The organism is Brachybacterium zhongshanense (assembly GCF_055385755.1).
The window spans coordinates 2,678,658-2,701,519 of sequence record NZ_AP043790.1 but is presented as its reverse complement, the minus strand read 5'-3'; the positions used below and the strand labels follow the sequence as shown (position 1 = coordinate 2,701,519).

At 72.6% G+C, this 22,862-nt stretch carries 23 protein-coding genes, 1 pseudogene and 1 riboswitch; of the genes and pseudogenes, 7 read left to right on the top strand and 17 right to left on the bottom strand.

What is annotated here, in order from left to right:
- Nucleotides 1-86 precede the first annotated feature (86 nt).
- Together ACZ5AJ_RS12100 and ACZ5AJ_RS12095 are read left to right on the top strand one after the other, a co-directional pair.
- On the top strand, nt 87-248 hold the full coding sequence (locus ACZ5AJ_RS12100; protein WP_464135004.1) for a hypothetical protein: 162 nt from the start codon (nt 87-89) through the stop codon (nt 246-248).
- A 22-nt stretch (nt 249-270) separates the two neighbouring features.
- Entirely contained in the window at nt 271-1,479 is a 1,209-nt protein-coding gene (locus ACZ5AJ_RS12095) for a Gfo/Idh/MocA family protein (protein ID WP_464135001.1), read from the top strand.
- A 114-nt stretch (nt 1,480-1,593) separates the two neighbouring features.
- Here the strand turns inward: ACZ5AJ_RS12095 and ACZ5AJ_RS12090 are convergent, their stop codons facing one another.
- Both ACZ5AJ_RS12090 and rpsN read right to left on the bottom strand, forming a co-directional pair.
- Nucleotides 1,594-1,842, bottom strand: coding sequence for a type B 50S ribosomal protein L31 (locus tag ACZ5AJ_RS12090; protein ID WP_464134998.1), 249 nt, complete (start codon nt 1,840-1,842; stop codon nt 1,594-1,596).
- Between the two features lie 49 nt (nt 1,843-1,891).
- Complete coding sequence (rpsN, locus tag ACZ5AJ_RS12085) at nt 1,892-2,197, bottom strand: 30S ribosomal protein S14 (protein ID WP_464134993.1); 306 nt, start codon at nt 2,195-2,197, stop codon at nt 1,892-1,894.
- A 256-nt stretch (nt 2,198-2,453) separates the two neighbouring features.
- On the opposite strand from rpsN, the gene ACZ5AJ_RS12080 reads away from it, so the two are divergent.
- Nucleotides 2,454-3,752 carry a GTP-binding protein gene (locus ACZ5AJ_RS12080; protein ID WP_464134991.1) on the top strand — a complete coding sequence of 433 codons (1,299 nt, stop codon included), beginning with the start codon at nt 2,454-2,456 and terminating at the stop codon, nt 3,750-3,752.
- Between the two features lie 45 nt (nt 3,753-3,797).
- Here the strand turns inward: ACZ5AJ_RS12080 and ACZ5AJ_RS12075 are convergent, their stop codons facing one another.
- The 8 genes from ACZ5AJ_RS12075 to ACZ5AJ_RS12040 form a co-directional block, all read right to left on the bottom strand.
- Complete coding sequence (locus tag ACZ5AJ_RS12075) at nt 3,798-5,429, bottom strand: PTS ascorbate transporter subunit IIC (RefSeq protein ID WP_464134988.1); 1,632 nt, start codon at nt 5,427-5,429, stop codon at nt 3,798-3,800.
- 83 nt (nt 5,430-5,512) lie between these two features.
- Entirely contained in the window at nt 5,513-6,361 is an 849-nt protein-coding gene (locus ACZ5AJ_RS12070) for a PTS sugar transporter subunit IIA (RefSeq protein ID WP_464134986.1), read from the bottom strand.
- Nucleotides 6,362-6,581: 220 nt separating this feature from the next.
- A complete protein-coding gene (locus ACZ5AJ_RS12065) occupies nt 6,582-6,911 on the bottom strand; it encodes a hypothetical protein (protein WP_464134984.1) in 330 nt (109 codons plus the stop codon).
- A gap of 418 nt (nt 6,912-7,329) precedes the next feature.
- Complete coding sequence (locus ACZ5AJ_RS12060; RefSeq protein ID WP_464134981.1) at nt 7,330-8,004, bottom strand: class I SAM-dependent methyltransferase; 675 nt, start codon at nt 8,002-8,004, stop codon at nt 7,330-7,332.
- Nucleotides 7,994-8,824: an ABC transporter ATP-binding protein gene (locus tag ACZ5AJ_RS12055; protein ID WP_464134979.1), complete on the bottom strand. Its 831-nt coding sequence runs from the start codon at nt 8,822-8,824 to the stop codon at nt 7,994-7,996. Before ACZ5AJ_RS12055 ends, ACZ5AJ_RS12060 begins: the two co-directional genes overlap by 11 nt.
- The gene (locus ACZ5AJ_RS12050; RefSeq protein WP_464134975.1) at nt 8,821-9,960 is read right to left on the bottom strand and encodes an ABC transporter substrate-binding protein; all 1,140 of its coding nucleotides are present in this window, start codon (nt 9,958-9,960) and stop codon (nt 8,821-8,823) included. The genes ACZ5AJ_RS12055 and ACZ5AJ_RS12050 overlap by 4 nt, the downstream gene beginning before the upstream one ends.
- A gap of 58 nt (nt 9,961-10,018) precedes the next feature.
- A complete protein-coding gene (locus tag ACZ5AJ_RS12045; RefSeq protein WP_464134972.1) occupies nt 10,019-11,191 on the bottom strand; it encodes a FecCD family ABC transporter permease in 1,173 nt (390 codons plus the stop codon).
- 133 nt (nt 11,192-11,324) lie between these two features.
- Nucleotides 11,325-11,741: an ArsR/SmtB family transcription factor gene (locus ACZ5AJ_RS12040; RefSeq protein ID WP_464134970.1), complete on the bottom strand. Its 417-nt coding sequence runs from the start codon at nt 11,739-11,741 to the stop codon at nt 11,325-11,327.
- A gap of 138 nt (nt 11,742-11,879) precedes the next feature.
- Between ACZ5AJ_RS12040 and ACZ5AJ_RS12035 the strand changes: the two genes are divergently transcribed.
- Nucleotides 11,880-13,340, top strand: a complete 1,461-nt coding sequence (locus ACZ5AJ_RS12035; protein WP_464134967.1) for a serpin family protein — start codon at nt 11,880-11,882, stop codon at nt 13,338-13,340.
- A 29-nt stretch (nt 13,341-13,369) separates the two neighbouring features.
- Here ACZ5AJ_RS12035 and ACZ5AJ_RS12030 read toward each other — a convergent pair whose 3' ends face one another.
- A complete protein-coding gene (locus ACZ5AJ_RS12030; RefSeq protein ID WP_464134964.1) occupies nt 13,370-14,149 on the bottom strand; it encodes a TenA family protein in 780 nt (259 codons plus the stop codon).
- Nucleotides 14,146-14,967, bottom strand: a complete 822-nt coding sequence (locus ACZ5AJ_RS12025) for a TenA family protein (RefSeq protein WP_464134961.1) — start codon at nt 14,965-14,967, stop codon at nt 14,146-14,148. Before ACZ5AJ_RS12025 ends, ACZ5AJ_RS12030 begins: the two co-directional genes overlap by 4 nt.
- Nucleotides 14,955-15,047: riboswitch (TPP riboswitch) on the bottom strand. It overlaps the preceding gene by 13 nt.
- Nucleotides 15,048-15,121: 74 nt before the next feature.
- Between ACZ5AJ_RS12025 and ACZ5AJ_RS12020 the strand changes: the two genes are divergently transcribed.
- The gene (locus tag ACZ5AJ_RS12020) at nt 15,122-15,823 is read left to right on the top strand and encodes an HAD family hydrolase (RefSeq protein ID WP_464134957.1); all 702 of its coding nucleotides are present in this window, start codon (nt 15,122-15,124) and stop codon (nt 15,821-15,823) included.
- Between the two features lie 41 nt (nt 15,824-15,864).
- Here the strand turns inward: ACZ5AJ_RS12020 and ACZ5AJ_RS12015 are convergent, their stop codons facing one another.
- Complete coding sequence (locus ACZ5AJ_RS12015; RefSeq protein ID WP_464134954.1) at nt 15,865-16,446, bottom strand: TetR/AcrR family transcriptional regulator; 582 nt, start codon at nt 16,444-16,446, stop codon at nt 15,865-15,867.
- Between the two features lie 131 nt (nt 16,447-16,577).
- Between ACZ5AJ_RS12015 and ACZ5AJ_RS12010 the strand changes: the two genes are divergently transcribed.
- Nucleotides 16,578-17,918, top strand: a complete 1,341-nt coding sequence (locus ACZ5AJ_RS12010; protein WP_464134951.1) for a Bcr/CflA family efflux MFS transporter — start codon at nt 16,578-16,580, stop codon at nt 17,916-17,918.
- A 44-nt stretch (nt 17,919-17,962) separates the two neighbouring features.
- Here ACZ5AJ_RS12010 and ACZ5AJ_RS12005 read toward each other — a convergent pair whose 3' ends face one another.
- The 3 genes and pseudogenes from ACZ5AJ_RS12005 to ACZ5AJ_RS11995 all read right to left on the bottom strand — a co-directional run bounded on the left by ACZ5AJ_RS12005 (nt 17,963) and on the right by ACZ5AJ_RS11995 (nt 20,383).
- On the bottom strand, nt 17,963-18,625 hold the full coding sequence (locus tag ACZ5AJ_RS12005; protein ID WP_464134947.1) for a carbonic anhydrase: 663 nt from the start codon (nt 18,623-18,625) through the stop codon (nt 17,963-17,965).
- Between the two features lie 174 nt (nt 18,626-18,799).
- Nucleotides 18,800-19,568, bottom strand: a pseudogene (locus tag ACZ5AJ_RS12000) (SDR family NAD(P)-dependent oxidoreductase).
- The gene (locus tag ACZ5AJ_RS11995) at nt 19,565-20,383 is read right to left on the bottom strand and encodes an MFS transporter (RefSeq protein ID WP_464134945.1); all 819 of its coding nucleotides are present in this window, start codon (nt 20,381-20,383) and stop codon (nt 19,565-19,567) included. The pseudogene ACZ5AJ_RS12000 and the gene ACZ5AJ_RS11995 overlap by 4 nt, the downstream one beginning before the upstream one ends.
- 98 nt (nt 20,384-20,481) lie before the next feature.
- On the opposite strand from ACZ5AJ_RS11995, the gene ACZ5AJ_RS11990 reads away from it, so the two are divergent.
- Entirely contained in the window at nt 20,482-21,207 is a 726-nt protein-coding gene (locus ACZ5AJ_RS11990; RefSeq protein WP_464134942.1) for an Lrp/AsnC family transcriptional regulator, read from the top strand.
- Between the two features lie 64 nt (nt 21,208-21,271).
- Here ACZ5AJ_RS11990 and ACZ5AJ_RS11985 read toward each other — a convergent pair whose 3' ends face one another.
- Nucleotides 21,272-22,852 carry a DUF2079 domain-containing protein gene (locus tag ACZ5AJ_RS11985; protein WP_464134939.1) on the bottom strand — a complete coding sequence of 527 codons (1,581 nt, stop codon included), beginning with the start codon at nt 22,850-22,852 and terminating at the stop codon, nt 21,272-21,274.
- Between the last annotated feature and the right edge of the window lie 10 nt (nt 22,853-22,862).

Below are 22,862 nucleotides of genomic sequence, written 5' to 3'. Positions count from 1 at the left end.
GGAGGACCCCGACGCCGCCCCCGCTCGCCCCATCCGACGGAGGAGTCCGTCGGATCCGAAGAACCTCTCGAACGCTGGAGCGTCCCATGAACCTTGCCGAGTCCTACCCCCTGATCTTCATCGGCGTCCTGCTGTTCCTCGTGACGATCCCGGTCCTCGCCCTCGTGGTGAAGTTCTGCTCCGAGCTCGCAGCGATCGGCGCCGAGCGCGCCGGAGAGCTGGTCCACGGCGGATCGGCGAAGCACTGACTCTGACTCCCGAGGCATCAGCATGACCCGCGACCTCCGCATCGGCGTCATCGGGTTCGGTGCGCGCGCTGAGCTCGCCCGCCACGCCCATCGTCCGGGGCGGGGGTCGCGGGTGAGCGTCGTCGCCGATCCCACGCAGCGCGGGAAGGACCAGGCCATCGCCTGGTTCGGGGGCGACGTCGGACAGGGCGGGGGCGGACAGGGCGGGGGCGTCGCCGTCGTCGACGACGTCGAGCAGATGCTGTCCGAGCACGAGGTCGACGCGGTCATGATCCTCGCGCCCGATTTCGCGCATGCATCGATCGCGCTGCGCACGCTCGAGGCCGGCATCCCCACCTTCTGCGAGAAGCCGATGGCGATCACCGTCGAGGACGCCGACGCGATGCTGCAGCTGGCGATGGAGCGGCGGGCGCGGCTGTACGTCGGCCACAACATGCGGCACATGCCGGTGGTGCGGCAGATGAAGGCGATCGTCGACTCGGGCAGGATCGGCCGGGTGCGTGCGATCTGGTGCCGCCACTTCGTCGGCGCCGGAGGCGACTTCTACTTCAAGGACTGGCATGCCGACCGGTCGCGCTCGACCTCGCTGCTGCTCCAGAAGGGCGCCCACGACATCGACGTCATCCACTGGCTCGCCGGCGGCTTCACCCGCCGCGTCTCCGGCATCGGAGACCTCGCCGTCTACGGGGACATCCAGGATCGCCGCGACAACTCCGACCGGCGCATGGGGGACTGGTACGACGAGGACGTGTTCCCGCCGACGCAGCAGAAGGAGCTCAACCCCGTCATCGACGTCGAGGACATCTCCATGCTCTCGATGACCCTGGACAACGGCGTCCTCGCCTCCTATGAGCAGTGCCATTTCACGCCCGACTACTGGCGCAGCTACACCGTCATCGGGGACGCCGGGCGCATCGAGAACATGGGGGACCGCGGCGGCGACCAGATCCACATCTGGACCTCCCGGCGCTCCGGCCCCGGTCGGCCCGACGACGTCGAGGTCATCGACCGCGGCGATGGCGGGCACGGCGGCGCCGACCCGGACCTGGTCGCCGAGTTCCTCCGCTTCGCGCGAGAGGGCGGCAGGACCGACGTGTCCGTGGTCGCCGCGCGCGAGGCGGTCGCCACCGGGGTGCTCGGCGCCGCGTCGATCCGCCACGGCGGCGTCCCCTGCGATGTGCCGCCGGTCCGGGCCGACGTGCGAGAGCACTTCGACGGCGGACAGCCCTGACCCCTCCGTACCCTCGTGCCTCCGGGTGTCTCCGGGCGCAGCACGTCAGGGGCCGGGCGCACGGTGCGGGAGCGTCGGGGGCCGCCGATCAGGCGGCCGGCGGAGCTCCGGCCATCACGCCGTCTGCCCGTAGCGGCGGCGGAAGCGCTCGACGCGCCCGGCGGTGTCCAGCACCGTCGCCCGTCCGGTGTAGAACGGGTGCGAGGCGGAGGAGACCTCCACGTCGATGACCGGGTACTCGGCCCCGTCGATCCAGGTGATGGTGCGGTCAGAGGTCGCGGTGGAGCGGGTGAGGAAGGCGAAGTCGGCGCTCGCGTCGCGGAAGACGACGGGCCGGTAGTCGGGATGGATGGACTGCTTCATGAGGTGTCCTCTCAGAGCGGGGCGGCTCGGGATGGGGTGAGCTGTGCGCTCACCAGCTGGACTTCGTGATGCCGGGCAGCTCGCCGCGATGCGCGGCCTCGCGGAAGCGCACCCGCGACAGCCCGACCTTGCGCAGATGACCGCGGGGGCGACCGTCGATCGCGTCGCGGTTGCGCAGCCGGGTGGGGCTCGCATCGCGGGGCAGGCGCTGGAGCGCGCGCTGGGCGACCAGCTTCTCCGCGAGCGGGACCGCAGGATCCTTGATGGTGCGCTTGAGCGCGCGCCGCTCGTCAGCATGCTTCGCGACGATCGTGCGGCGCCGCGCGTCGGCGACGCTCTTCGAGGTCTTCGCCATCTCAGCGCTCCCCGCGGCGGTCGGCGATCGTGCTGCGGTGCGACGTGCTCGCCCTGGGCGCCGACCTGGTCATGGGTGTCAGGGGTGTCATGGGTGTTCTGGGTGTCATCGGTGGTGACCTCCTGTCGATCGCGGTTCGCGTCCCGTCCTGTCCTGTCCTGCGTCCTGCCCGTGTGCGGTGCGGACTTGACAGCGCCGGGACATGTCCATGGATACTACTAATGAGAACCGTTATCGTCAAGCGATGGAGGAGACCATGTCCTCGAGCCCCTTCCCGTCGGACCATCGGACCGTCCGCCCGTCGGCCCCCGGCTTCGGTCGACCGGCCGGTCGACCCGTCGGTCGACCCGTCGGTCGGCCCGTCGGCCGGTCAGCGGACCGGTCGACGGGGCGTCCCGTCGCAGCCGATGCCGCCCGGGACGCCGCCGCCCGGGACGGCAGGGTGCCGGTGGCCGTCGTGACGGCCGTCGACCCGGTGCTGCGCGGTGCGCTGGTCGCGAACCTGATGCTCGATCTGCCCGGGACCATCGAGCTGCGCTACGAGCTCGCCGCGGAGGGCATCGGCCTGCGGCGCCTCGTCGTCGGCCGTGACGGGACGGTCGAGGACGTCCTCGTGCAGCTCGAGCATCCCTGCGTCTCGTGCGCCATGCGCGAGGACGCCCTCCCGACCCTGGACCGCCTCGCAGGACGGCCCGAGGTGCGCGGAATCCTGCTGTCGCCTCCGATCAGCGCGGATCCGCGGGTCGTCGTCGGCGCTCTCGTGGCGCATCAGGAGCGCTGGCGGCTCGCCCGCTCGATCGCCGTGGCCTCCGCCTCCCGGGCGGTCGAGGACCTGCTGGGGCAGGACACCCTCGCCGAGCGCGACCTGCGCTGGGCGGCCGACGACGATCGCAGCGTCGGAGAGGCGCTCGCCGCGCAGATCGAGTACTCGGAGCTGATCGTCCTCGCAGGGGCCGACGGATCCGGCGGCGCCGGCTCCGCTGCGGGCCTCGAGCTCGTCGAGCACCTGCGTGCCGACGACCAGCTTCTGGCCACGTGCCTGCACGACCTGGACGCGCGGGTGGTGATCGAGGGGCGGGCGGATCACGGTGCGGGCGTCCGCCGACGGGACCCGCTGAGCGTTCGGCCGCACGGCGGGCCCACCGCGCACGGCACCTGGACCCTCGATCTGTGCTCCGACCGTCCCTTCCATCCGCAGCGTCTGCTCGAGAACGTCGAGGCGCTGGGTGCCGGGAGGCTGCGCGGCCGCGGCCGCTTCGGGGTCGCTGACCGGCCCGGCGCCGTCTGCCAGTGGGACGGTGCGGGCGGCCAGGCCGGCATCGCCGTCGTCGCCGAGGGGGCTCGCGAGCAGCCGGCCCCTGTCACGCGACTGGTGGTCACGGGCGTCGATGCCGCCGATGCGGCGCGTGTGCGCGATGCCTTCGCGCGCTGCCTGCTGACCGATGCGGAGCGGTCGGCCGGGCCCGGGGCATGGCTCGGCGCGCAGGACGTGCTCGCGCCCTGGCTCGGCGCCCGCACCGTGGCGCCGATGCGGCCGTCGGGCAGGAGCGTCTGACGGGGTGCGCAGTGACCCGTCGGACCCGGAAGCCGGACCCTCGGCTCAGGCGGTCGGCGGTGCGGGCGGGGTCGGCGCTCCGACGGGCGGGATGGTGCGCGGATAGGCGCCCGCGGCCCGGCCGGAGCCTGCGCTCTCGGAGCCCGGACTGCCCGAACCGGCCCCGCCGGTGTCCGTGCCGCCCGAGCCGCCGGTTGCGGGGCTGTCGGGGCTCGACGCGGCACCGGCCTCGTCCGTGCCGCTGAGGCGATGCGGGGCCGGATCCCATCCGGCGTCGACCACGCGTCTCTGCACCGTGATCGCCGCGCCGAGGATGACGGCGCCGATCACCAGCAGCAGGATCGAGCCCAGCAGGACGCCCGGCCGGGCTCCGTAGCCGATGAGGATGCCGAACCAGCCGAAGTCGGCGTCGCCGAAGGTGGTGTTCGCCGAGCCGAAGTCGCCGAGCACCTTCAGCAGCAGCGCCGGCAGGAAGGTGACGATGAGGCCGTTGACGAAGGCGCCCGCGACGGCGCCGCGGCGTCCGCCGGTGGCGTTGCCGTAGACGCCCGCCGCGCCGCCCGTGAAGAAGTGCGGCACGAGCCCCGGCAGGATCAGCGCGAGGCCGAACAGCGGGCCGAGGATCGTGCCGAGCACCAGCAGGCCCACCAGGCCGCCGGCGAACGACGAGATGAAGCCGATCAGCACGGCGTTCTGCGCATAGGGGAAGACGATCGGGGCGTCCAGCGCGGGCCGCGCCCCGGGGACGACCTTCGCGGCGATGCCCTGGAAGGCGGGCACCAGCTCGCCGAGGATGGTGCGCACGCCGAAGAGGATCACGGCGACCGCGATGCCGAACTGCAGACCCTGGGTCACCGAGAGCATGAGGTAGTTGCCCACGCCCGTGGCGCCGCCCTCGAAGGCGGTGAAGGCGGTCTCGGAGCCGGCCCTGACCAGGTATACGACGGCGACCACCAGATACATCAGCACCATCGACAGGGCGGTCGCGACCATCGAGTCGCGCAGGAACCGCAGACCCTCGGGGACCTTGAGGTCCTCGGTGGAGCGGCTGGCCCCGTGAGGGTCGACGAGCCGGCCGACGGCGCCCGAGGCGACATAGCCGGCAGTGCCGAAGTGACCGATGGCGATGGAGTCGTCACCGGTGATCTTCCGGGTCCACGGCTGCGACAGCGCCGGCAGCGACACCATCAGGACGCCGAGCAGCAGCGCGCCGATGCCGACCACGATCACCGGCGGCATTCCTGCTGATGCCATGACGATCGTGATCAGGGTGGCCATGAACAGGATGTGGTGGCCGGTGAGGAAGACGTAGCGCAGCGGGGTGAAGCGGGCCAGCGCGATCGCGACGACGAAGCCGAGGATCATCAGGTACGACACCTGCGCCCCGTACTCGGCCTGCGCGATGCCGGCGATGGCCTCGTTGGTGGGGACGACGCCCTGGGCTCCGAGAGCGCCCTCGATCATGGTCCCCAGCGGTGCGAGGGAGGCGGTGACGAGGGTCGCGCCGGCGCCGATCAGCAGGAAGCCGAGGATCGCCTTGATGGCGCCGCCGACGACCTGCCCGGCGCTCTTGCGCAGGGCGATCAGTCCGACGGCGGTGATGATGCCGATGAGATAGGCGGGAACGCTCAGGATCTCGTTGACGAGGAAGCTGGCGATGGTGAGGAGGACGTTCATGACATCCCTCCGGGGGTGGGGTCAGGGGACGGAGCTCAGGGGAACGGGGTTCAGGGGACGGGGGTCAGGGAGGCCGACCGCGGTCAGACGACGTACTGGCGCCGGAGGACCGCGTCGACCTCATCGGTGGAGGTGAAGTTCTCGATGACGTGCACGGGCACGCCCAGGTCCCCGAGGGTCTGCGCGATGGCGGCGGAGGTCAGGATCATGTCCGCCTCCTTGGCGCGGCCCTTGGCGGAGATGGTGTCGGTCGCTTCGACGTCGACGAACGGCGACCAGCCCCAGCGGCCGAGCACCTGCTCGGTCGTGTTCTTCAGGAACAGGCTCGTCCCCACGCCGTTGCCGCAGACCGTGAGGATGAAGTTCTTCGAGGGCACGGCATCCTCGGGGACCTCCGGCGTCGCCGTCGGTGCAGCCGCTGCGGGGGCGGAGGCTGCTGCGGGGGCCGACGCCCCCGATGCCGATGCATCCTCCGGGGCCTGCGTCTGCGGGTCCAGCGCGTCCAGGACCGCCTCGGCCGACGTCGCCTCGTCCAGCAGCGCGCGACGCCCCGGATCCGCGAGGACCGTCGCGAGCGCCGCCAGGGCCTCGCGATGCGCGGAGTCGTCGGTCGCCGCGAGGCCCATCACGAGGGTCACGGGGTCGTTGGACTCGTGGCCGAAGGCCACGGGATCGGCCAGCCTCGCGACGCTCATGGCCGTGCGGTGGACCGACGCATCGGGCCGCGCATGCGCCAGCGCGAAGCCCGGGGCGATGACGATGTACGGGCCGTTCTGCTCGACGCTGGCGATCATCGCGTCGGTGTAGGCGTCATCGATGGCGCCGACGGAGGCCAGCAGGTCCCCGGAGCTGCGGATCGCCGAGCGCCAGTCGTCCGCCGGGACGTCGAGCCGGATGGAGGAGGGGGCGATGAGATCACGGATTCCGGACACGGTGGCCTTCTCTCTCGCGACGCGATGGGTATGCGGCTCGAAGCTACCATGCGCCCACGGCGACAGAACCGACGCAGGTCACGAAGGACCCGCAGGTCAGGACAGGTTTGCGGCGTCGATCGGCAGTGCGACCTGCGATCTGCGACCCGCGCTCCGCAACCCGCAGCCCGCAGCCCGCGGGCCCTGCGACCCGCGGGACCCGCGACCGCCTGTGTCGAGCTCAGGCGGCGCGGCGGCGGTCCGCGAGATGGGCCTCGGAGGAGAGGTCCATCTCGACGACCGGGTAGATCCGGCCGTCGGGCCAGGTCGTGGAGTGGGGCGTGGGCAGATCGGAGCGCGTGAGGTAGCGGATGCCGGCGCTCTGGTCGCGGAACACGACCGTGCGGACGCCCGGGTTCGCGGTGCGCTCGGCGCGGAGCGTCCCGGCGGCGCGCAGGGTGTGCGCGGCGCGGGCGGCCCGGTCCGTGCCGGTGGCGCCGGTGGTGCGGTCGGTGCGCACGCGGTCGGTGCGCATTCGGTCGGTGCTGGTTCGATGGATGGTGGTGGTCATGATGTCCTTCGTCGTCGTCGGCGCACGGCCGACGGGTAGGGGTCGGCGCGAGGCCGACGATGTCGTGGCCCGGCACGGTGCCGGGCGGGTGCGATCAGCGGGCCGGGGCGGGAGGCTCCTGAGGGGAGACCGCGGCATCTGCCCATCGGCGAGCGGCCTCCGCATGACCTGTGGAATCCCGTCACGGTGACGGGGGTCGCGGTGCGGTCGCGCTCGCCGACCGGGAGGCCCCTGGGCCCGCCTCCATGGCGGACCGGGGTGCTGCCGATCGCTCGGGTCGGGGCGGCGCTGGGGCGCTCGCCCGTCCGACGGCTGTCTCCGTCGTGGACCGTCGGAGACGCTATCACCCCGCAACGGGGCGCGCCACGGGTTTATTCCCCGCCTCACCGCGGCAGGGTTCGTGAGGGCTGCGTGGAGGTCACAGGGGGCGGCAGCCGGTGAAGCGGTACTGCATCTGCGGCGCGTGCCCGGGCGCGACGCCGTGGGCGCGGTCGAGGGCGAGGATCTCCGGGAGCGGATCCGCGCGCACCTCCTCGAGACCGGCCGCCGCGAGCACCACCAGGATCCGCTCGACGCCCGCGCGTCCGAGGGGCAGACGGGCGAAGGCGTCCGCGGCATCGCGCAGGGTCCACAGCAGATAGCGGGAGACGATCGCGTCGAACGATCCGGCGGGGAAGGGCGGATCCACGGCGTCCCCGCGCAGGAACGTCGGCGGTCGGCTCTCGGCCGGGTCGGCGGGGCCGTCGTCGGCCGACGGTCGCCGGTCCTCCGACGGCGCCTTCGCCCGGGCCTCGGCGAGCATCCCCTCGGAGAGGTCGATCCCGGTCACCTCATGACCGAGCTGCGCGACCTGCAGGGCGACGTTGCCGCTCCCGGTGCCCGCATCGAGCACCCGGGCCGGAGCAGGCGGGAGGACCGTGCTCCACACCCGTGACCAGGCCTCGCGCTCGCCGTCGAGGGCGAGACGGTGACGCTGGTGGGCGTCGTAGTCGGCGGCGTAGCGGTCCCAGTAGGAGGTGATCCGCCCCTGCATGTCCGGCGCGCCGTCGGAGTCGACGACGCCTGCGGGGACGGTGCGCTGATCAGCGGGCATGAGAGATCTCCTCGGCGAGGGCGGTGCGGTGGGCATCGGGGGAGGGGTGGCGGAAGAGGAGCTGCATCGTCCCGTCGTCGGCCGTCCGGCGCTCCGCGCGGACCCCGTAGACCTCGCCGACGAGCTCCTCGGTGAGGATCTCCTCGGGCGGGCCGTCGGCCAGGACCCTGCCGTGCTCGAGCATGACCACCCGGTCGCAGCAGCGGGCCGCGAGGTTCAGGTCATGCAGGACCACCACGGTGGCCGCACCGTGGCTGCGCACGAGCTGGAGGAGCTGATGCTGGGCACCGATGTCGAGGTGGTTCGTCGGCTCGTCCATGAGCAGCACCCGCGGACGCTGGGCGAACGAGCGGGCGGCGAGCACGCGCTGGCGCTCGCCGCCGGAGAGCAGCCCGAGCTCCTTGCGCGCCAGGTGCAGGGCGCCGACCTGCTCGAGCGCCTCGGCGGCGATGGCCAGGTCCGCATCGGTCGTCGACCCCAGCACCCCGCGATGCGGCACCCGCCCCAGCAGCACCGTGTCCGCGACCGTGAGCGGCACATCGCCCGGGCTCTCCTGCGCCATCACGGCGATCAGGCGCGCCCGCTCGCGTCCCGTGTACGAGCCCAGGTCGCGACCGTCCAGCGCGACCGTCCCCTCGTCGGGCACCAGCGCCCGCGACAGGATCCGCAGCGCCGTCGTCTTCCCGCTGCCGTTGGGACCGACGAGACCGACCACCTCTCCGGCCCCGACCGACAGGTCCGCTCCGTCCAGCACGGTGAGGGACCGCGCCCCCGAGCCGAAGGAGTGCCGCAGACCCCGGGCACGCAGCACCGGTGTCATGGGGTGAGCTCCCCGAGCCATGTGCTGATCCTCTCCAGCCCGTCGACGACCAGGGGCGATGCAGGCTCGCAGAAGTTGAACAGGAGCGGCAGGACGGCGCCCTCGCGGACAGCCCGCAGACTCTGCAGCTGATCGGCGCCGATCATCTCCTCGACGACGTCGGATCCGTCGCCGTCCCCCTGGAAGAGGACGATGAGCACGTCGGGGTCCGCGGCGAGGAGGGGCTCGGCGCTGATCTCGAAGACCCGATCGGCCGTGTCCGCGAACGCGTTCTCGATCCCCAGCGCGTCCAGCTGCGCGGTGACCATCGAGCCCGCCCCGTAGGTGTAGAGGGGTCCGCCGCCGACCGAGGGGTACAGCGCCGCCGCGGTGCTCACCCCCGCCTCCGACCCTGCCCCGGACTGTGCGACCGCGTCGACGCGCTCGCGCAGGCTCGTGCTGAGGGCGTCGGCCTCCTCGACCATGCCGAAGATGGAGCCGTACTCGCCGATCGCCCGATGGAGCGTGTCGAAGGAGGCGCGACCCTCCGCATCACCGCAGTAGATGTCCTGCACGAGGATCTCTGCGCCCGCATCGCGCATCGCCTCGCGGGTGATCCCGTCGGGGAGGCCGAGCACGAGATCGGGCTGCTGGGCGATGACCGACTCCTGCGAGATCTGCAGATGACCGGAGGCGTCGATGTCGTCCGAGAGGGTCGGGATCGCCTCCACTCGGGCCGCGAGGTCCGCCGAGTAGTAGTCGCCCGGGAAGGAGCCCGCACGGGCGACGACGCGATCCAGCACCCCGATCCCGTCGAGGATCGTCACCGGTGCCGACTCCAGGAGCACCACCCGCTCGGGCGCCGACTCGAAGACCAGCTCCGCCTCGCAGTTCGCGAGCGTGACGGGGAAGCCGTCCGACGACCCGGCCGACGACGCGCCCTGCCCTCCTGTCGTGCCGGCCGAGGAGCCGCAGCCGGTGGCACCGGCCAGGCCGACGACGCCGACGAGGCTCGCGAGGGCGGCCCGGGTGAAGCTGCGGCGGCCCGGAGCGGAGGCTCTGTCCGACGTCGGGATGGGGCCCTGGGCGGGCACCCGGACGGATGCCCGGATGGATGCCTGGACGGATGCCCGGACGTGACGGCGGGAACGGGGCACAGGGGACTCCTCGAGGGGATCGGGCGGGCGACGGGCAGAGCGCTGAGGACGCGACGGCTCATTCCTGCCGCGCATGCAGGCGCCGGACCAGGATCAGGAGGAACGGGGCGCCGACGGCCGCGGTCAGCACGCCGATCGGCAGCTCGCGCGGCTCCATGACGACCCGGGCGACGACGTCGGCCCACAGCAGGAACAGCGCACCGAGCAGGGCGCAGGCGGGGATCAGCATCCGGTGGCCGGCGCCGACCAGGCGCCGCGCCAGATGGGGGATCACCAGGCCGACGAAGCCGATGGAGCCGGCGGCGGCCACCGCGGCCGCCGTGCACAGGGAGCAGATCACCAGGAAGGCGATGCGTGCCCGATCCGGGGAGATGCCCAGGCCGTGCGCGGTCTCGTCGCCCGAGCCGAGCGCATCCAGCACTCGCCCCCAGAGCACGAGGACCACGGTGCCGAGGACCGCGGCGGCCACCGCGATCCACAGGAACGTGTTCCATCGCGCGAGCGACAGCGACCCCAGCATCCAGAACATCACCGACCGGGATCCCTCGGCGGAGTCCGAGGAGAAGATCATCAGGCTCGTCATCGCCGACAGCGCATAGCCGACCGCGACCCCGGACAGCAGCAGTCGCAGCGACGTGACCTGCCCGTTGGTGCGGGCGATGACGAACACCAGGAGCGCAGCAGCGAGAGCGCCCGCGAAGGCCAGCACGGACTGCGCGGCATCCCCGAGGGCCGCGCCGACGCCGAACAGGATCGCGCCCGCGGCGCCGGTCGACGCACCCCCGGAGACGCCCAGGATGTAGGGGTCGGCCAGCATGTTGCGCACCATCGCCTGCAGGGTCGCCCCGCAGACCGCGAGGCAGGCGCCGACGGCCGCCCCCAGCATCACCCGGGGGACCCGCACGGCCCAGACGATCGAGTCGGTCGCGGCATCGACCGCACCGGCGTGCTCAGTCCAAGGCGCCAGGTGGTCGAGGAGCACCTGTAGGACGGTCGCCGGGGGGATGCGGACCGGTCCGATGCCGATGCACAGCAGCGCGCTGGCACCGGTGGCCACCGCGAGGGCCAGCACGATCGCTCGCGAGGAACGGGCGCGGGCGCGGACCCCCAGCGGATCGTCGTGGCGACCGCGCGGCCCGACAGGGCGCAGCGCATCGGTCGAGCGCGGTGCATCGGACAGCTGCGTGTCGGGCTGTGACGCTTCGAGCGATGGTGCGGTGGATGTGCTCACGCCGGCCCCTTCCGGAAGGTCAGGGCCGGGCCCCGAGGATGCTTGCAGAAGCGTACAAGTATCAGGGGTGGGCTGCGTCGCTGTGCTGTCGGTTGCCGTGCTGCCGGGTCGCCAGTCGGGTCGAGCTGTCGGGTCAGTGCCCGGGGTCGTCGCCGTGGTGCACGCCCGGCAGGTGGTCGGACCCCATGTCGTGCAGGAGCCCGTGCACCGCGGGGTCGGCCAGCTCGTAGCGGACCTCGCGTCCTGAGCGCTCGGCACGCACCCAGCCGGCGTCGCGCAGCAGGGCGAGGGCGTGGGAGGTGGTGGACTCCTTCGCTCCGACGGCCCGGGCGATGTCCGTGGAGCGCACGCCCGGGTGCGCGTGGATGCAGAACAGGATCCGCAGCCGGCGCGGATCCGCGAGCAGCGCCATCCGTGCCGCCATCGCCTCGAAGCCGTCCTCGGCATCCAGCAGGCCCTGCAGCTCTGCGACCAGGTGCTGGTCGGCCGACCCGTCGGCCGCTCCGTCAGCGGACCGATCGCGCACATGCACGGGATGCTCAGCGTCCATCCGCTCACCGTACCGGGGGCGGCCAGCCGCCCGGCATGCCTGGCGGCTCTGATCGCGACGACCCGGTCCGTCCCCATCCCGCGAGGAGAGGATGAGGAGAGGCGCCGTCCGTGGTTTGATCGGACGATGACGCCCACCATGAGATCCGCGCAGCCCTCCCGACCCGACCGGCCCGCGTCCTCGGCGAGCTCAGGATCCGCGCCGCAGCCCGGGACCCAGCGCCCGACCGGGTCCTCCGAGCGTGGCGCACGCCGGGGGCGCCTCCCTCGCCGAGATCTGCTCGCGCTCCCGCCCGCGCTGCTGGCGTCGTCGGCCCTGATCGCCGGATGCACCGCCGACGACGACCTGCCGGTGGTGCCGGAGGATCTCCGCTCCGACGTCACCCCCGAGGAGCCCCAGGCGCCCGGCACCATCGCCGGTCGCATGACGCCCTTCACCGCACGCATGCTCGGCGCCGTCGACCGTGCCGAGACCAACGTCGTCTGCTCACCGATCTCCGCTCAGATCGCCCTGACCATGGCCGGTCTCGGTGCCGCGGGCGACACCCTCGCGCAGATGGAGGACGTCCTCGGCGGTGACATGACCACCCTCGCGCAGGCGGCCGCGACGCTGAAGCAGGTGCTCGTCGAGGTCGGTCAGGCCGAGCGGGATGCCGCGGAGGAGGACGACGCCGAGGACATGCCCGATCCGGCCTCCGCCGTCCTCGCCGACGCGGCCTGGATCCAGGACGGTCTCGACGTCGAATCCGACTACCTCGACGACCTGGCCCGGTACCTCGACGTCGGCCTGCACACCGCCGACTTCACCGAGGACTCCGAGCGAGAGTCCGCCCGCGAGGACATGAACGCGTTCGTCGACGAGCAGACGGACGGCCTCATCCCCGAGCTCGTCCCCGCCGACGCCCTCAGCGCATCCACGCGCCTCGCGCTCATCAACGCCCTCCACCTCCAGGCCGCATGGACCAAGACTCTCACCGTGCTCGGGGACCGGTCCTTCACCCGCTCCGACGGCCCCGCTGTCGACGTCCCCATGCTCGGGGCCGACACCACCAGCTGGTACGAGGACGACCTCGCCCAGGCCACGATGCTGACCACCTACGGCGGCGACCTCGGCCTCGTGCTGGTCCGCCCGACGGGGACCCTGTCCGACATCCTCGACGCCTGGGCCCCCGACGGCTCGGGCGGCGCCGACGGCGAGTCCGTCCTCGACGCTCTCCTGACGGCGATGGGCGAGCAGGGCGAGCCGGTCCAGGTCGCCCTGCCCGCCTTCGACATCGACTGGTCGGCATCCCTCGTCGATCTGCTGAGCGACCTCGGCATGACGGACGCCCTCGGGGACGCCGCCGACTTCTCCGGCATCACCGGTGCTGCGGATCTCCAGATCACCGAGGTCCTGCAGAAGGCCGTCATCACCGTGGACGAGCACGGCATGGAGGCCGCCGCTGCGACCGCCGTGATGATGGAGGAGGGCGCCGCGGACATCGGCGAGCCCCGCACCCTCGACCTCGACGTCCCCTTCCTCTACCTCGCCATCGAGACCTCGACCCTGACGCCCCTGGTCGTCGGCTGGATCGGCGATCCCTCCCAGACCCGCGACTGACCACGCAGCGGCCCGGCGACGCAGGCAGGTCAGACGGCGTCGAGCGCCTGCTGCCAGAAGGCCGCCTCGAGGCGCGTGGCGGTGCGGAAGATTCGCGTGAGCTCAGCCAGGCGACGATCCGTGAGCGCCTCGACGGGGTTCGCAGCGGTGGCGAGGGCACCGGCTGAGGTGCGGTCGCCAGCCCCGACCTGCGCATATGTCGGGCCCGCTGGTGCCGGGCCCGCTGCTGCGGAGCCGATGCCTGCGGGGCCGATGCCTGCGAGCTCGTCGAGGCGGGCGATGGCCGCACGGGCCGAGGCCTGGAAGTCCTCGCCCGCGTACTCCGCGATCCAGTCGCCGTAGGCGTGCTCGGGCCGTCCCTCGAGGCGCGGAGCGAGGCGGGTCCCGATCTCCGCGTAGCCGATCGCGCACGGTGCGAGGGCGACATGGAGGTCCAGGAGATCGCCGGAGGCGCCGCAGTCCAGGACGAAACGGGTGTAGGCGACGGTCCCCATGCGCTCATCGGTCGCCTCGAGCTCGGCGGGGGATATGCCCCATGACGCGGTCAGACGAGCATGCAGGGAGGTCTCGGTGAGGACGCCCGAGAGCGCGTACGAGGCCTGACGGATGTCGTCCAGGCTGCGCGCCTTGTATGCGGCCAGGGCGTAGGCGCGGGCGAACTGGATGAGGAACAGATAGTCCTGGACGAGATAGTCCTGGAACGCCGGGAGCGGCAGCGTGCCTTCTCCCAGCTGCTCGACGAAGTCGTGGCGGGTGTAGGCGTCCCAGTCGTCGGCGGTCTCGGCGCGCAGGTGCTCGAACAGGGTCATCGGCGCGCCTCCTCGAGGTCTCGCGCGGCCGGGGCGAGGCGCGCGTCCGCGTAGGCGGAGTCGAAGAAGCGCAGCTCGAGGTCGACCGCGCGGGAGAAGGCCCCGTGCACGGCGGCGAGCCGATCAGTCCCGTCGGGATCAGTCCCGTCGCGATCGTCCCTCTCGAGGTCTGCACCCGCGCGATCGAGCTCCGAGCGGAGGAAGGCGACGAACCCGCGGAAGCCGGGATTGTCGTGCAGCCCGATCCACTCGGCGTGCACGAAGCTCTCCGGGAGCGGATGCGGGGCGGCCTGCGCCCAGTCGAGGTAGAGCCATTCGGTCACGAGCAGGACCGCGAGCACGACCGCATAGTCGCGGGAGGCGGCGGCCTCGCGGAACAGGTCCAGGAAGCCCGAGGTGGCCTCCGAATCGGGGATGGTCGCACGCCGCTGCTCGTCGACGCCGAGAGCGTCGAGGGCCCGCAGGAAGTAGGTGTTCTCGTCTCCGGCGACCTCTCCCGCGAACTGTGCGAGGCGCAGGCGGGCGGTCGGGGTGTCGGCCGCTGCGATCCCGGCGCCGATCAGCATGAGGAAGCTGTCCAGGAACCGATGGTCCTGGACCAGATAGCCGGCCATGACGTCATCGGGGACCTCGCCGGTGTGCAGCTCCCGCACGAAGCGGTGGCCGACGGCGAGGTCCCAGGTGGGGCCGGAGCCCTGCCGGAGACGGGCGGTGAAGGTGGAGCCGGTGGCGGTGGAGGCGCTGCCGGGGTCCTCCGGACGAGTCCGGGGAGCGGGCGGCTCCTCCGAGCGCAGGCCTTCCGAGCGCAGTTCTTCCATGACATTCCTCCGCGAGCATTGACTCGATCAGGTTCCTCGGGTGTGTTCTCAGCCCCGGCGGGGCACCCCGTGTCCGCCGACGAGCGTAGCGGATCCCGGAGCAGGAGGGGGAGGAGCGGATGCGTGCTGGGGACAGCCTGCCTAGGGTGGGTGCATGGACAGCGGAAGCGAGGGCGCCGGCCCGTCGGAGGACTGCGGCGACTCGCCGAGACCGTCGCTCGAGGCGTTCCGCGCGCTCGTGCTGGACCCGACGATGCAGGTGGTCGTCAGCGACCTCGACGGCGTGCTCCGCCGCTTCGACGAGCATCTGTGGGAGCGTCTGGATGCGCACCTCGGCCGGCCGACGGACACCGCCTATCGAGCGATCCTGCGCAGCCCGCTGCTGGGGGAGGTGGTCCGCGGGCGTGCCACCCATGCGCAGTGGCGGCAGCGGATCCTCGAGGATCTCGAGGCCGACGGCATCGACCCCGACACGGCGCACGAGGCGCTCAGGACCTGGCTCGACAGCGCTCCCGCGCTCGATCGCGGCGTGCTCGGCGTGCTCGAGGACGCTCGGCGCGCGGGTCGGGAGGTCTTCGTCTTCACCAACGGCACCGACCGGGTGCGCGAGGAGCTGCGCGGATTCGGCCTGGACAGGATGCTCCGGCCCGATGGCTCCGGGGACCGTCTGCTGAACTCGGCCGAGCTCGGCGCCGCGAAGCCCGACGCCGAGGCCTACGATGCCGCGCACGCCCGCATCCAGCAGGTCCTCGGGCGGAGCATCCCGCGCTCGGCGGTGGCCTTCCTCGACGACTCCGCCCGGCATGTCAGCGGTGCGCGCGAGGCGGGCTGGCGGGCCGTCCTGCTCCGGGACTGACGCTCCCCGGCTGACGCGCCCCGGCCGATGCGCCGCGGCGGTCATCGCCCCAGCGCGGTGAGCAGCTCGCCGACGTCGGCCGCGGCGCAGTCGAAGGCCTGGTCGGCATAGCCCTCGACCCCGGAGCTGACGATCGAGCCGTTGGCGACATGCAGCACGAGCGGTGCGTGAGCGGCCGGATATCCGCAGGCGATCAGCAGGGTGCGCAGGTCCTCGTCCATGCCGGGGCGGGATGAGCGCATGCGCTCGTGCAGCAGCGGGCTCTCGCGCACCCCGTCGAGCGCCGCGCCGACGCGGCCGACGATGCCCTCGGGAGTGTCCCCCCAGATCGTGCGGATGACGCGCGCCCCGATCTCGGCGGGGGCCAGGCCCGGGTGCGCGCCCTCGAGGGCCTCGCGGGTGGCCTGGGCGCGCACCTCCTCGTCGGCCTCGAGGCATCGCACGAGCAGATCCTCGCGGGTGGAGAAGTAGTAGCCGACGGAGCTCGAGGGGACACCGGCGACCTCGGCGACCCTGCGATGCGACACCGCCTGCATCCCCTCCGCGTGCAGCAGCTCCCGCGCCGCCTCCAGGATCGCCGCACGGCGCTCGACGGCACGGCTCTGCTGTGCTCTCTCGGACACACCCGCCTCCTTGTCTTGGACGACCGTCCAAACTCGTCGTAGTCCGCTCCGGGGCGTTCGGCCCGCCTCCGGGCGGACGCTCCGGTCTCATCGTCCTCCCCTCGCGGCGACTGCGAGAGAAAGTCCAGGTCATGAGCATCCAGGTGGATGGTCCCGTGTGGACCGACGCGGCCGGCGCCGAGAAGCCCGCGTTGGTCTCCGCGATGCCGATGGTGACGACGGCGGTCGAGCCGACGGCAGTGCCTCCGACGGCGGTCCCTGCGATGCCCTCTGCGTCGGCGCGCGTGCCGGGACGGGCGTCGATGGTCGCACTGATGTCCGTGCTGATCGGGGCCGTCGCGCTCCCGTCGCTCGGGATCGACATGTATCTCGCGTCGCTGCCGGAGATCCGGGAGGTCTTCGGCGTGCCCGTGGGGATCTCGCAGCTGACGCTGACGCTCTTCATGCTCATGCTGGGCATCGGGCAGCTCGTCGGCGGAGCCGTCTCCGACGCGGTCGGGCGTCGTCGGCCCCTGATCCTCGGGCTCGCGCTGTTCGTGACCGGTTCCGTGCTCGCGGCGCTCGCGCTCGGCATCACCCTCCTGCTGGTCGCCCGTGTGCTGCAGGGAGCGGGCGGCGCCCTCGCCGTCGTCGTCGCGAACAGCACCGTGCGCGATGTGGCCGTCGGCGATGCGGCCACCCGTCTGTACGCGCTGCTGCTGGGCATCTCCGGCATCGCGCCCGTGATCGCACCGACCCTCGGAGGGGTCGTCGACGCGGCTCTCGGCTGGCGCGCCGTGTTCTGGGTGCTGGCGCTGCTGGGGACCGTCCTGCTGCTGCTCGCCCTGGCCCGTCTGCCCGAGACGCTGGTCCCCGAGCGCCGCTCCCCGCTGCGGCCGCGAGCCGTCGCCTCCGCCTTCGCCGGGCTCCTGCGGACCCCGCGGTTCCTCGCGCCCGGGGCTGCGCTGATCTCGATGCTCGCCCTGCTGTTCGCCTACATCGGCGGCGCGTCCTACGTCTACCAGGGCGGATTCGGACTCGACGCTCGGCAGTTCGGCCTCGCCTTCGGCGCCGCCGGGGTGGCGATGATGCTCTCCACCCTCGCCGTGCACCGGCTCGCCTCGCGCGTCGCAACGCTGCGGCTCGGCCTCGCCGGCGCCGTCCTCGCCGGGTGCGGCGCGGTCGGAGCCCTGGTGGTGGCGCTGGCCGGAGGCGGCTTCGGGCTGTTCCTCGCGGCGCTGATCGTGCTCGCCCTCGGCTTCGGGATGGCGGAGCCCGCGGCCATGGGCAGCGCCATGGATGCGGCCGACGGCGGTGCCGGCCAGGCCGCCGCGCTCCTCGGCACCGCCCAGTACCTCGTGGGCGGGGGCGTCTCGGTCCTCGCCGGCGCGGCCGGTGCGGCGGGCGCCGTGGCCTGGACGGCGATGCTGGTGCTGCTCGCGGCCGCGGGGGTGGGGCTGACGGCGATCAGCCTGCGGGCCCAGCACCGCTGAGCCCGCAGCGCGGCCGGCCGCGCGACCCGGGGTCGCGGAGCGGGTCAGGCGTCGATGGTCAGCTGCCCGACGGCGGTGATCGGGAGGACGCGTCCCTCTTCCAGCTGGTACTGGCATCCGACGATGCCGAGGTCTCCTGCGGCGACGGCGTCGCTGATCACCCGCGAGGAGCGCATGAGGGCATGGATCGTCTCGTCCAGGTGCCGGCGGCCGACGGCGTCGGCGTCGATCTGTGTGGGATCCACATAGGGGGTGTCCTGGTGGGAAGCCAGCCATTCGCGCTGCACCGCGGGCTGGATGTGCTCCAGCTCCTTCTTGATCGCGGGGGTGACGGCGCTGGGGTTCGCGCTGGTCTGGTCGATGGCGGCGGCGACCGCGCCGCAGGAGCCGTGGGCGAGCACGACGATCACGGCGACGCCGAGCTCCGCGACCGCGTACTCCATGGTCGCGACCGTGTTCTCATTGGCGATCTGGCCGATGTTGCGGGCCACGAACAGGTCGCCCAGACCGCAGTCGAAGAGGATCTCCGCGGCGACGCGGGAGTCCGCGCAGCCCAGGAAGGCGGCGTTCGGGGCCTGGTATCCGGTGAGCTCGCTGCGACGGGCCGCGCTCTGCTGGGGATGGTCCAGACTCCCCTCGATGAATCGCTGGTTGCCCTGGGCGAGGGCATTCCACGCCTCCTGCACGCTCACGCGGGGTGAAGTCACGGTCGGATCCTTCCGTCGTAGAGGTGCCCGTCCGGACGGAGGAGACCCTCCGGCCCCTGTGCGCACCGGGCCGAACGATACTCCCCGCGCCTCCTGGGACCGGCATCCGCGGGCGGATGTGGGACGGAGGACGCGGGGAGAGGGGCCGAGGATGCGGGGGAGGGGCCGGGAGGCTCAGGCGACCTCGCGGTGCACGACCTGCGCCGAGGTCTGGTCCCGGGCGAGGATCAGCATGCTGTCGATGTTCACGTGCGCGGGACGCTCGACGACCCAGGTCACGGCGTCGGCGATGTCCTCGGCCGACAGCGGCGTCATCCCCTCGTACACCCGGGCCGCGGCGTCGGCGTCGCCCGCGAAGCGGTTGACGCTGAACTCGGTCTCGACGAGCCCGGGGTCGATCTCGCTGACGCGCACGGGCTGGCCGAGCAGCTCGTTCCGCAGCACGCGGGTCAGCGCAGCCACCGCATGCTTGGCGGCGTTGAAGCCGCCGCCCCCCGCGGTAGGGCTCGCGCGCCGCGATCGAGCCGATCGTCACCACCTGGCCGTCGCCCGAGGCGATCAGCTGCGGCAGCAGCGCCTTCGTCACGCGCAGGACGCCCAGCACGTTGACGTCGTACATCGCCTGCCAGGCGTCCAGGTCCGACGAGGCGATCGGGTCCGTGCCGATCGCACCGCCGGCATTGTTGACCAGCACGTCGCAGCGCTCCACGTGGGCGACGAAGGCGTCGACGGAGTCCTGGTCGGTCACGTCGAGGGGGAAGGCCTCGATGCTCGGATGCTGCGCGAGCTCGGCCAGGCGGTCCGTGCGTCGGGCGCCGACGACGACGGCATAGCCCGCCTCGGCGAGCCGGAGGGCGGTGGCGCGGCCGATGCCGCTGCTCGCTCCGGTGACGAAGGCGGGCGCGGCGGAGACGGCGGTGGCGGTGACGGCGGGCGAGGTCATGAGGGGAGTCCTTCCGGTGCGGGTGGCCCCACTGTGCGTCGGCGCGGAGCGCGGGCAGAAGATCCAGATCCGCGGCATCCGAGGGGCCCAGCGGATCGCTCCCGGACATGTGTCGCGCATGTGTCCTCTGGACCGGTCATCCCGCGCGCGCCTGGCTCTGGATGCCGACCAGTTGGGCGCGCACGGTCGATGCAGCAGACGCAGATGAAAGGTGTCCGATGCCGATCCCCCAGTCCCCCTCCGGCCGTCGTACCTCCGAGGACGACCGCCGGTACGTGTTCCACTCCTGGTCCGCTCAGGCGTTCCTGGATCCCCTCGTCATCGACTCCGCGCAGGGATCGCGCGTGGTGGACGCCGACGGCCGCTCCGAAGGTGAGCGCCGAGATCAGCAGGCCGATGCTGCGACCGGCCTTCTCGGGCTGGCGCTCGCGCACGATCGCGAACTCGAGGGGGAGGAACGCCGCCAGCGGCGCCTGCAGGGTGCGCCCCAGCAGGAAGAGCTCGTAGCTGGGGGCGCTGGCGACGACGACGGAGCCCGCGGTCACGGCGACCGCCGTGATCGCCAGCATCCGCTTGTGCCCGTACGCATCGCCGAGCCGGCCGATGATAGGCACGAAGACGACCGTCATCAGCATGTACATGTCGGTCACCCAGTTCAGCTGGGCGGTGTCGACGTGCCAGCGGGTGCCGATCGCCTCCAGGAGCGGGGTGAACCATCCCTGGAGGACCCCGCTGGACAGTTCCATCACGACGAGGAACCCGACGGCGCCGCGCCGCCGCCCGGCGGCGCCTCGGGTGGTGCTCCTGCTGTTCACGGTGATCCTGTGCTGGTCAGGACGGGTTCGGCAAGGCTAGGAATGCGGTGTTTCCCGTCGGTTTCCGATGCGAGGATCCGAACGAGGAGGGTCGAGGAGTGCGAGATTCCGAAGGGGATTCCGTCGATCGTGCGCTGATCGACGCGCTGGCGATGCGCCCGCGGACGAGCTGGAGCGCGCTCGCGAGCATCCTGAGCGCCGACGCGGGAACGCTCGCGCGGCGCTGGAGGAGGCTGTCGGAGCAGGGGCTCGCCCGGATCGCGGTCGAGCCCGGGCCGCGGGCCGCCGCCGTCGTCGCCGTCATCGAGGTCGAGTGCGCGCCCTCGGCGCTGCAGAGGATCACCGCGCAGCTGCAGGAGCAGGCGCCGGTCCTCTCGGTCGACGTCACCACGGGAGCGCGCGACCTCGTCGTCGTGGCCGGTGCGACCGATGCCGAGGAGATCTCCGACCTCGTCGTCGACCGGCTCGTGGAGCTGCCGGGAGTGCGGGCCATGCGGGTCGCCGTGGGGGCGCTCGTGGACGACGGGATCGTGCAGTTCCGGGTGCGGCTGGCCCCGGGGTTCTCGCGCGGGCGCGTGATCGTCTGGCTCTTCGGCAAGGCGGCCCCCGGACGGGTCGGCTCAGCGCTCTCCGTGCTGCATGCGCGGCATCCGCTGCGCTTCGCCGCCTCCGTCCACGGGAGGTTCGACATCGCCGTCTGCCTGCGGCTGCGCACGATCGACGACGTCCCCGCCGTCCTCGAGGAGCTGGGTGAGCAGGTCCCCGGGGTGCGCTTCGTCGACCGCTCGATCGTGCTGCGCTCCGGGTTCCCCATGCCCGCCTGACGGCCTCGGTCGCCGCGTCTGCGGACGCGGCGTCTGCGCGCCGTCGGCCGGGCTGCGCCGTCGCCTAGGCGTCGCCCGCGGCCCCGTCGCGGCACACCACGATGAACCCTGCCTCGTCGTAGGCCGTGCCGTACTCCGCGCCCCAGCGCTCGCTCGCCCAGGCCTCGGCGTCCGACGCGGTCTGCGGGGGCCGGTCGCCCCAGGAGAAGGCGTACTGGTCGATCAGGGCGCAGTCAGGCACGCGGGTGTTCGGGCCATGCATCCACTGGACGTCGTGATCGGGCACCGCGTAGGCCAGCAGCGTGATGTCCACGGCGGCGACCGTGCCGTCGGGCATCGCCTCGAGGGCCTCCTGGGCAGGCTCGGCGCGCCAGGTCAGCTCCCACCGGTCCGGTCGGACGAGGTCCAGCACGGGCATCTGCGCGCCGACGGTCAGGACGGTCGCGGCCGAGGCGATCGCGGCGGTCCATCGGACTGCGCGGGTGGGTCGGGGGCGGTCCCGACGCAGCAGGCTCGTCGCGCGGCCCGTCCGACGGTCGCCGAGGGCGTCCAGCAGCGCCGCGCACGCGATCGGCATCAGCACCGCGCTGTAGTGCCAGGTCCAGCCCCAGTAGAAGTCGACGGTGCCGGTGAAGCGCCAGGCCAGCGTGGGCAGCATCAGCCAGATCAGCGGTGAGCGGGCACCGATCACGCCGGCGGTCGCGATCAGCATCAGCGCGGTCACCCATTTGGTCCCCGGCAGCAGGACGTCGAGGATCGAGCCGAGGTTGTCGGTGTAGTCGTACTGGCCGGCGGTGTTCAGCAGGGGCAGGATCACGAAGGTCGACAGCAGGAACCATCCGACGCCCCAGCAGGCCAGGCCGATCCCTGCGAGCCGGCCGTCCCGGTCCCGCTCCGATTCCGACGCCGCACCCCGTCGTCGGCGATGCCGCAGGACGATCACCAGGCCGAGCATCATGACCGTCAGCCCCAGATCCTCCTTGACGAGGACCAGCGGCATCGCCCACAGGACGGATGCCGTGACCCTGTCGCGCAGGAGCGCCGTCAGCGACAGCGCGAGCAGCGGCACCGCGAAGGCCACCTCGTGGAACTGCACGTCGGCCGCGGCCTGCAGCCCGAAGGAGAGCACGTATCCGGCGCCGACGACCGTGCCCATCGCCCGCCCCAGGCGGTCGATCGCCAGCCGTGCCAGCGGGATCGCCGACGCCCCCAGCAGCACGGCCTGCGTCCACACCAGCGCCAGCCCCGACGGCCACACCCACCACACCGGTGCCAGCAGCACCAGGATCGGGTGGAAATGATCGCCCAGCAGGTTCACGTCGTCGCCCTTGATCGGCACGATCGGCGCGGAGAAGGTGCCGTAGGCCTTCGCGAGCTGGGTGAAGATCCCCAGGTCCCAGGACGGTGCGACGAGGTTGCGCCACTGCTGCCAGCCGAGCAGCCCGTAGGCGATCGCGCCGACCGCGGCGAGCGCGAGCGGCACCAGGAGACGGAAGCGGGAGCGGGCCCCTCGGCCCTGCACGCAGTCAGCCGGCGGCGGGGCGGCATCGGGCCCGGATCCGGCGGCATCGGGCCCGGATCCGGCGGCGCCGGACGCCGCCTCGGCGGTGCCGCGGTCGATGGCGTCGGGCTCGGCGTTCGTCACGGAGCGAGCG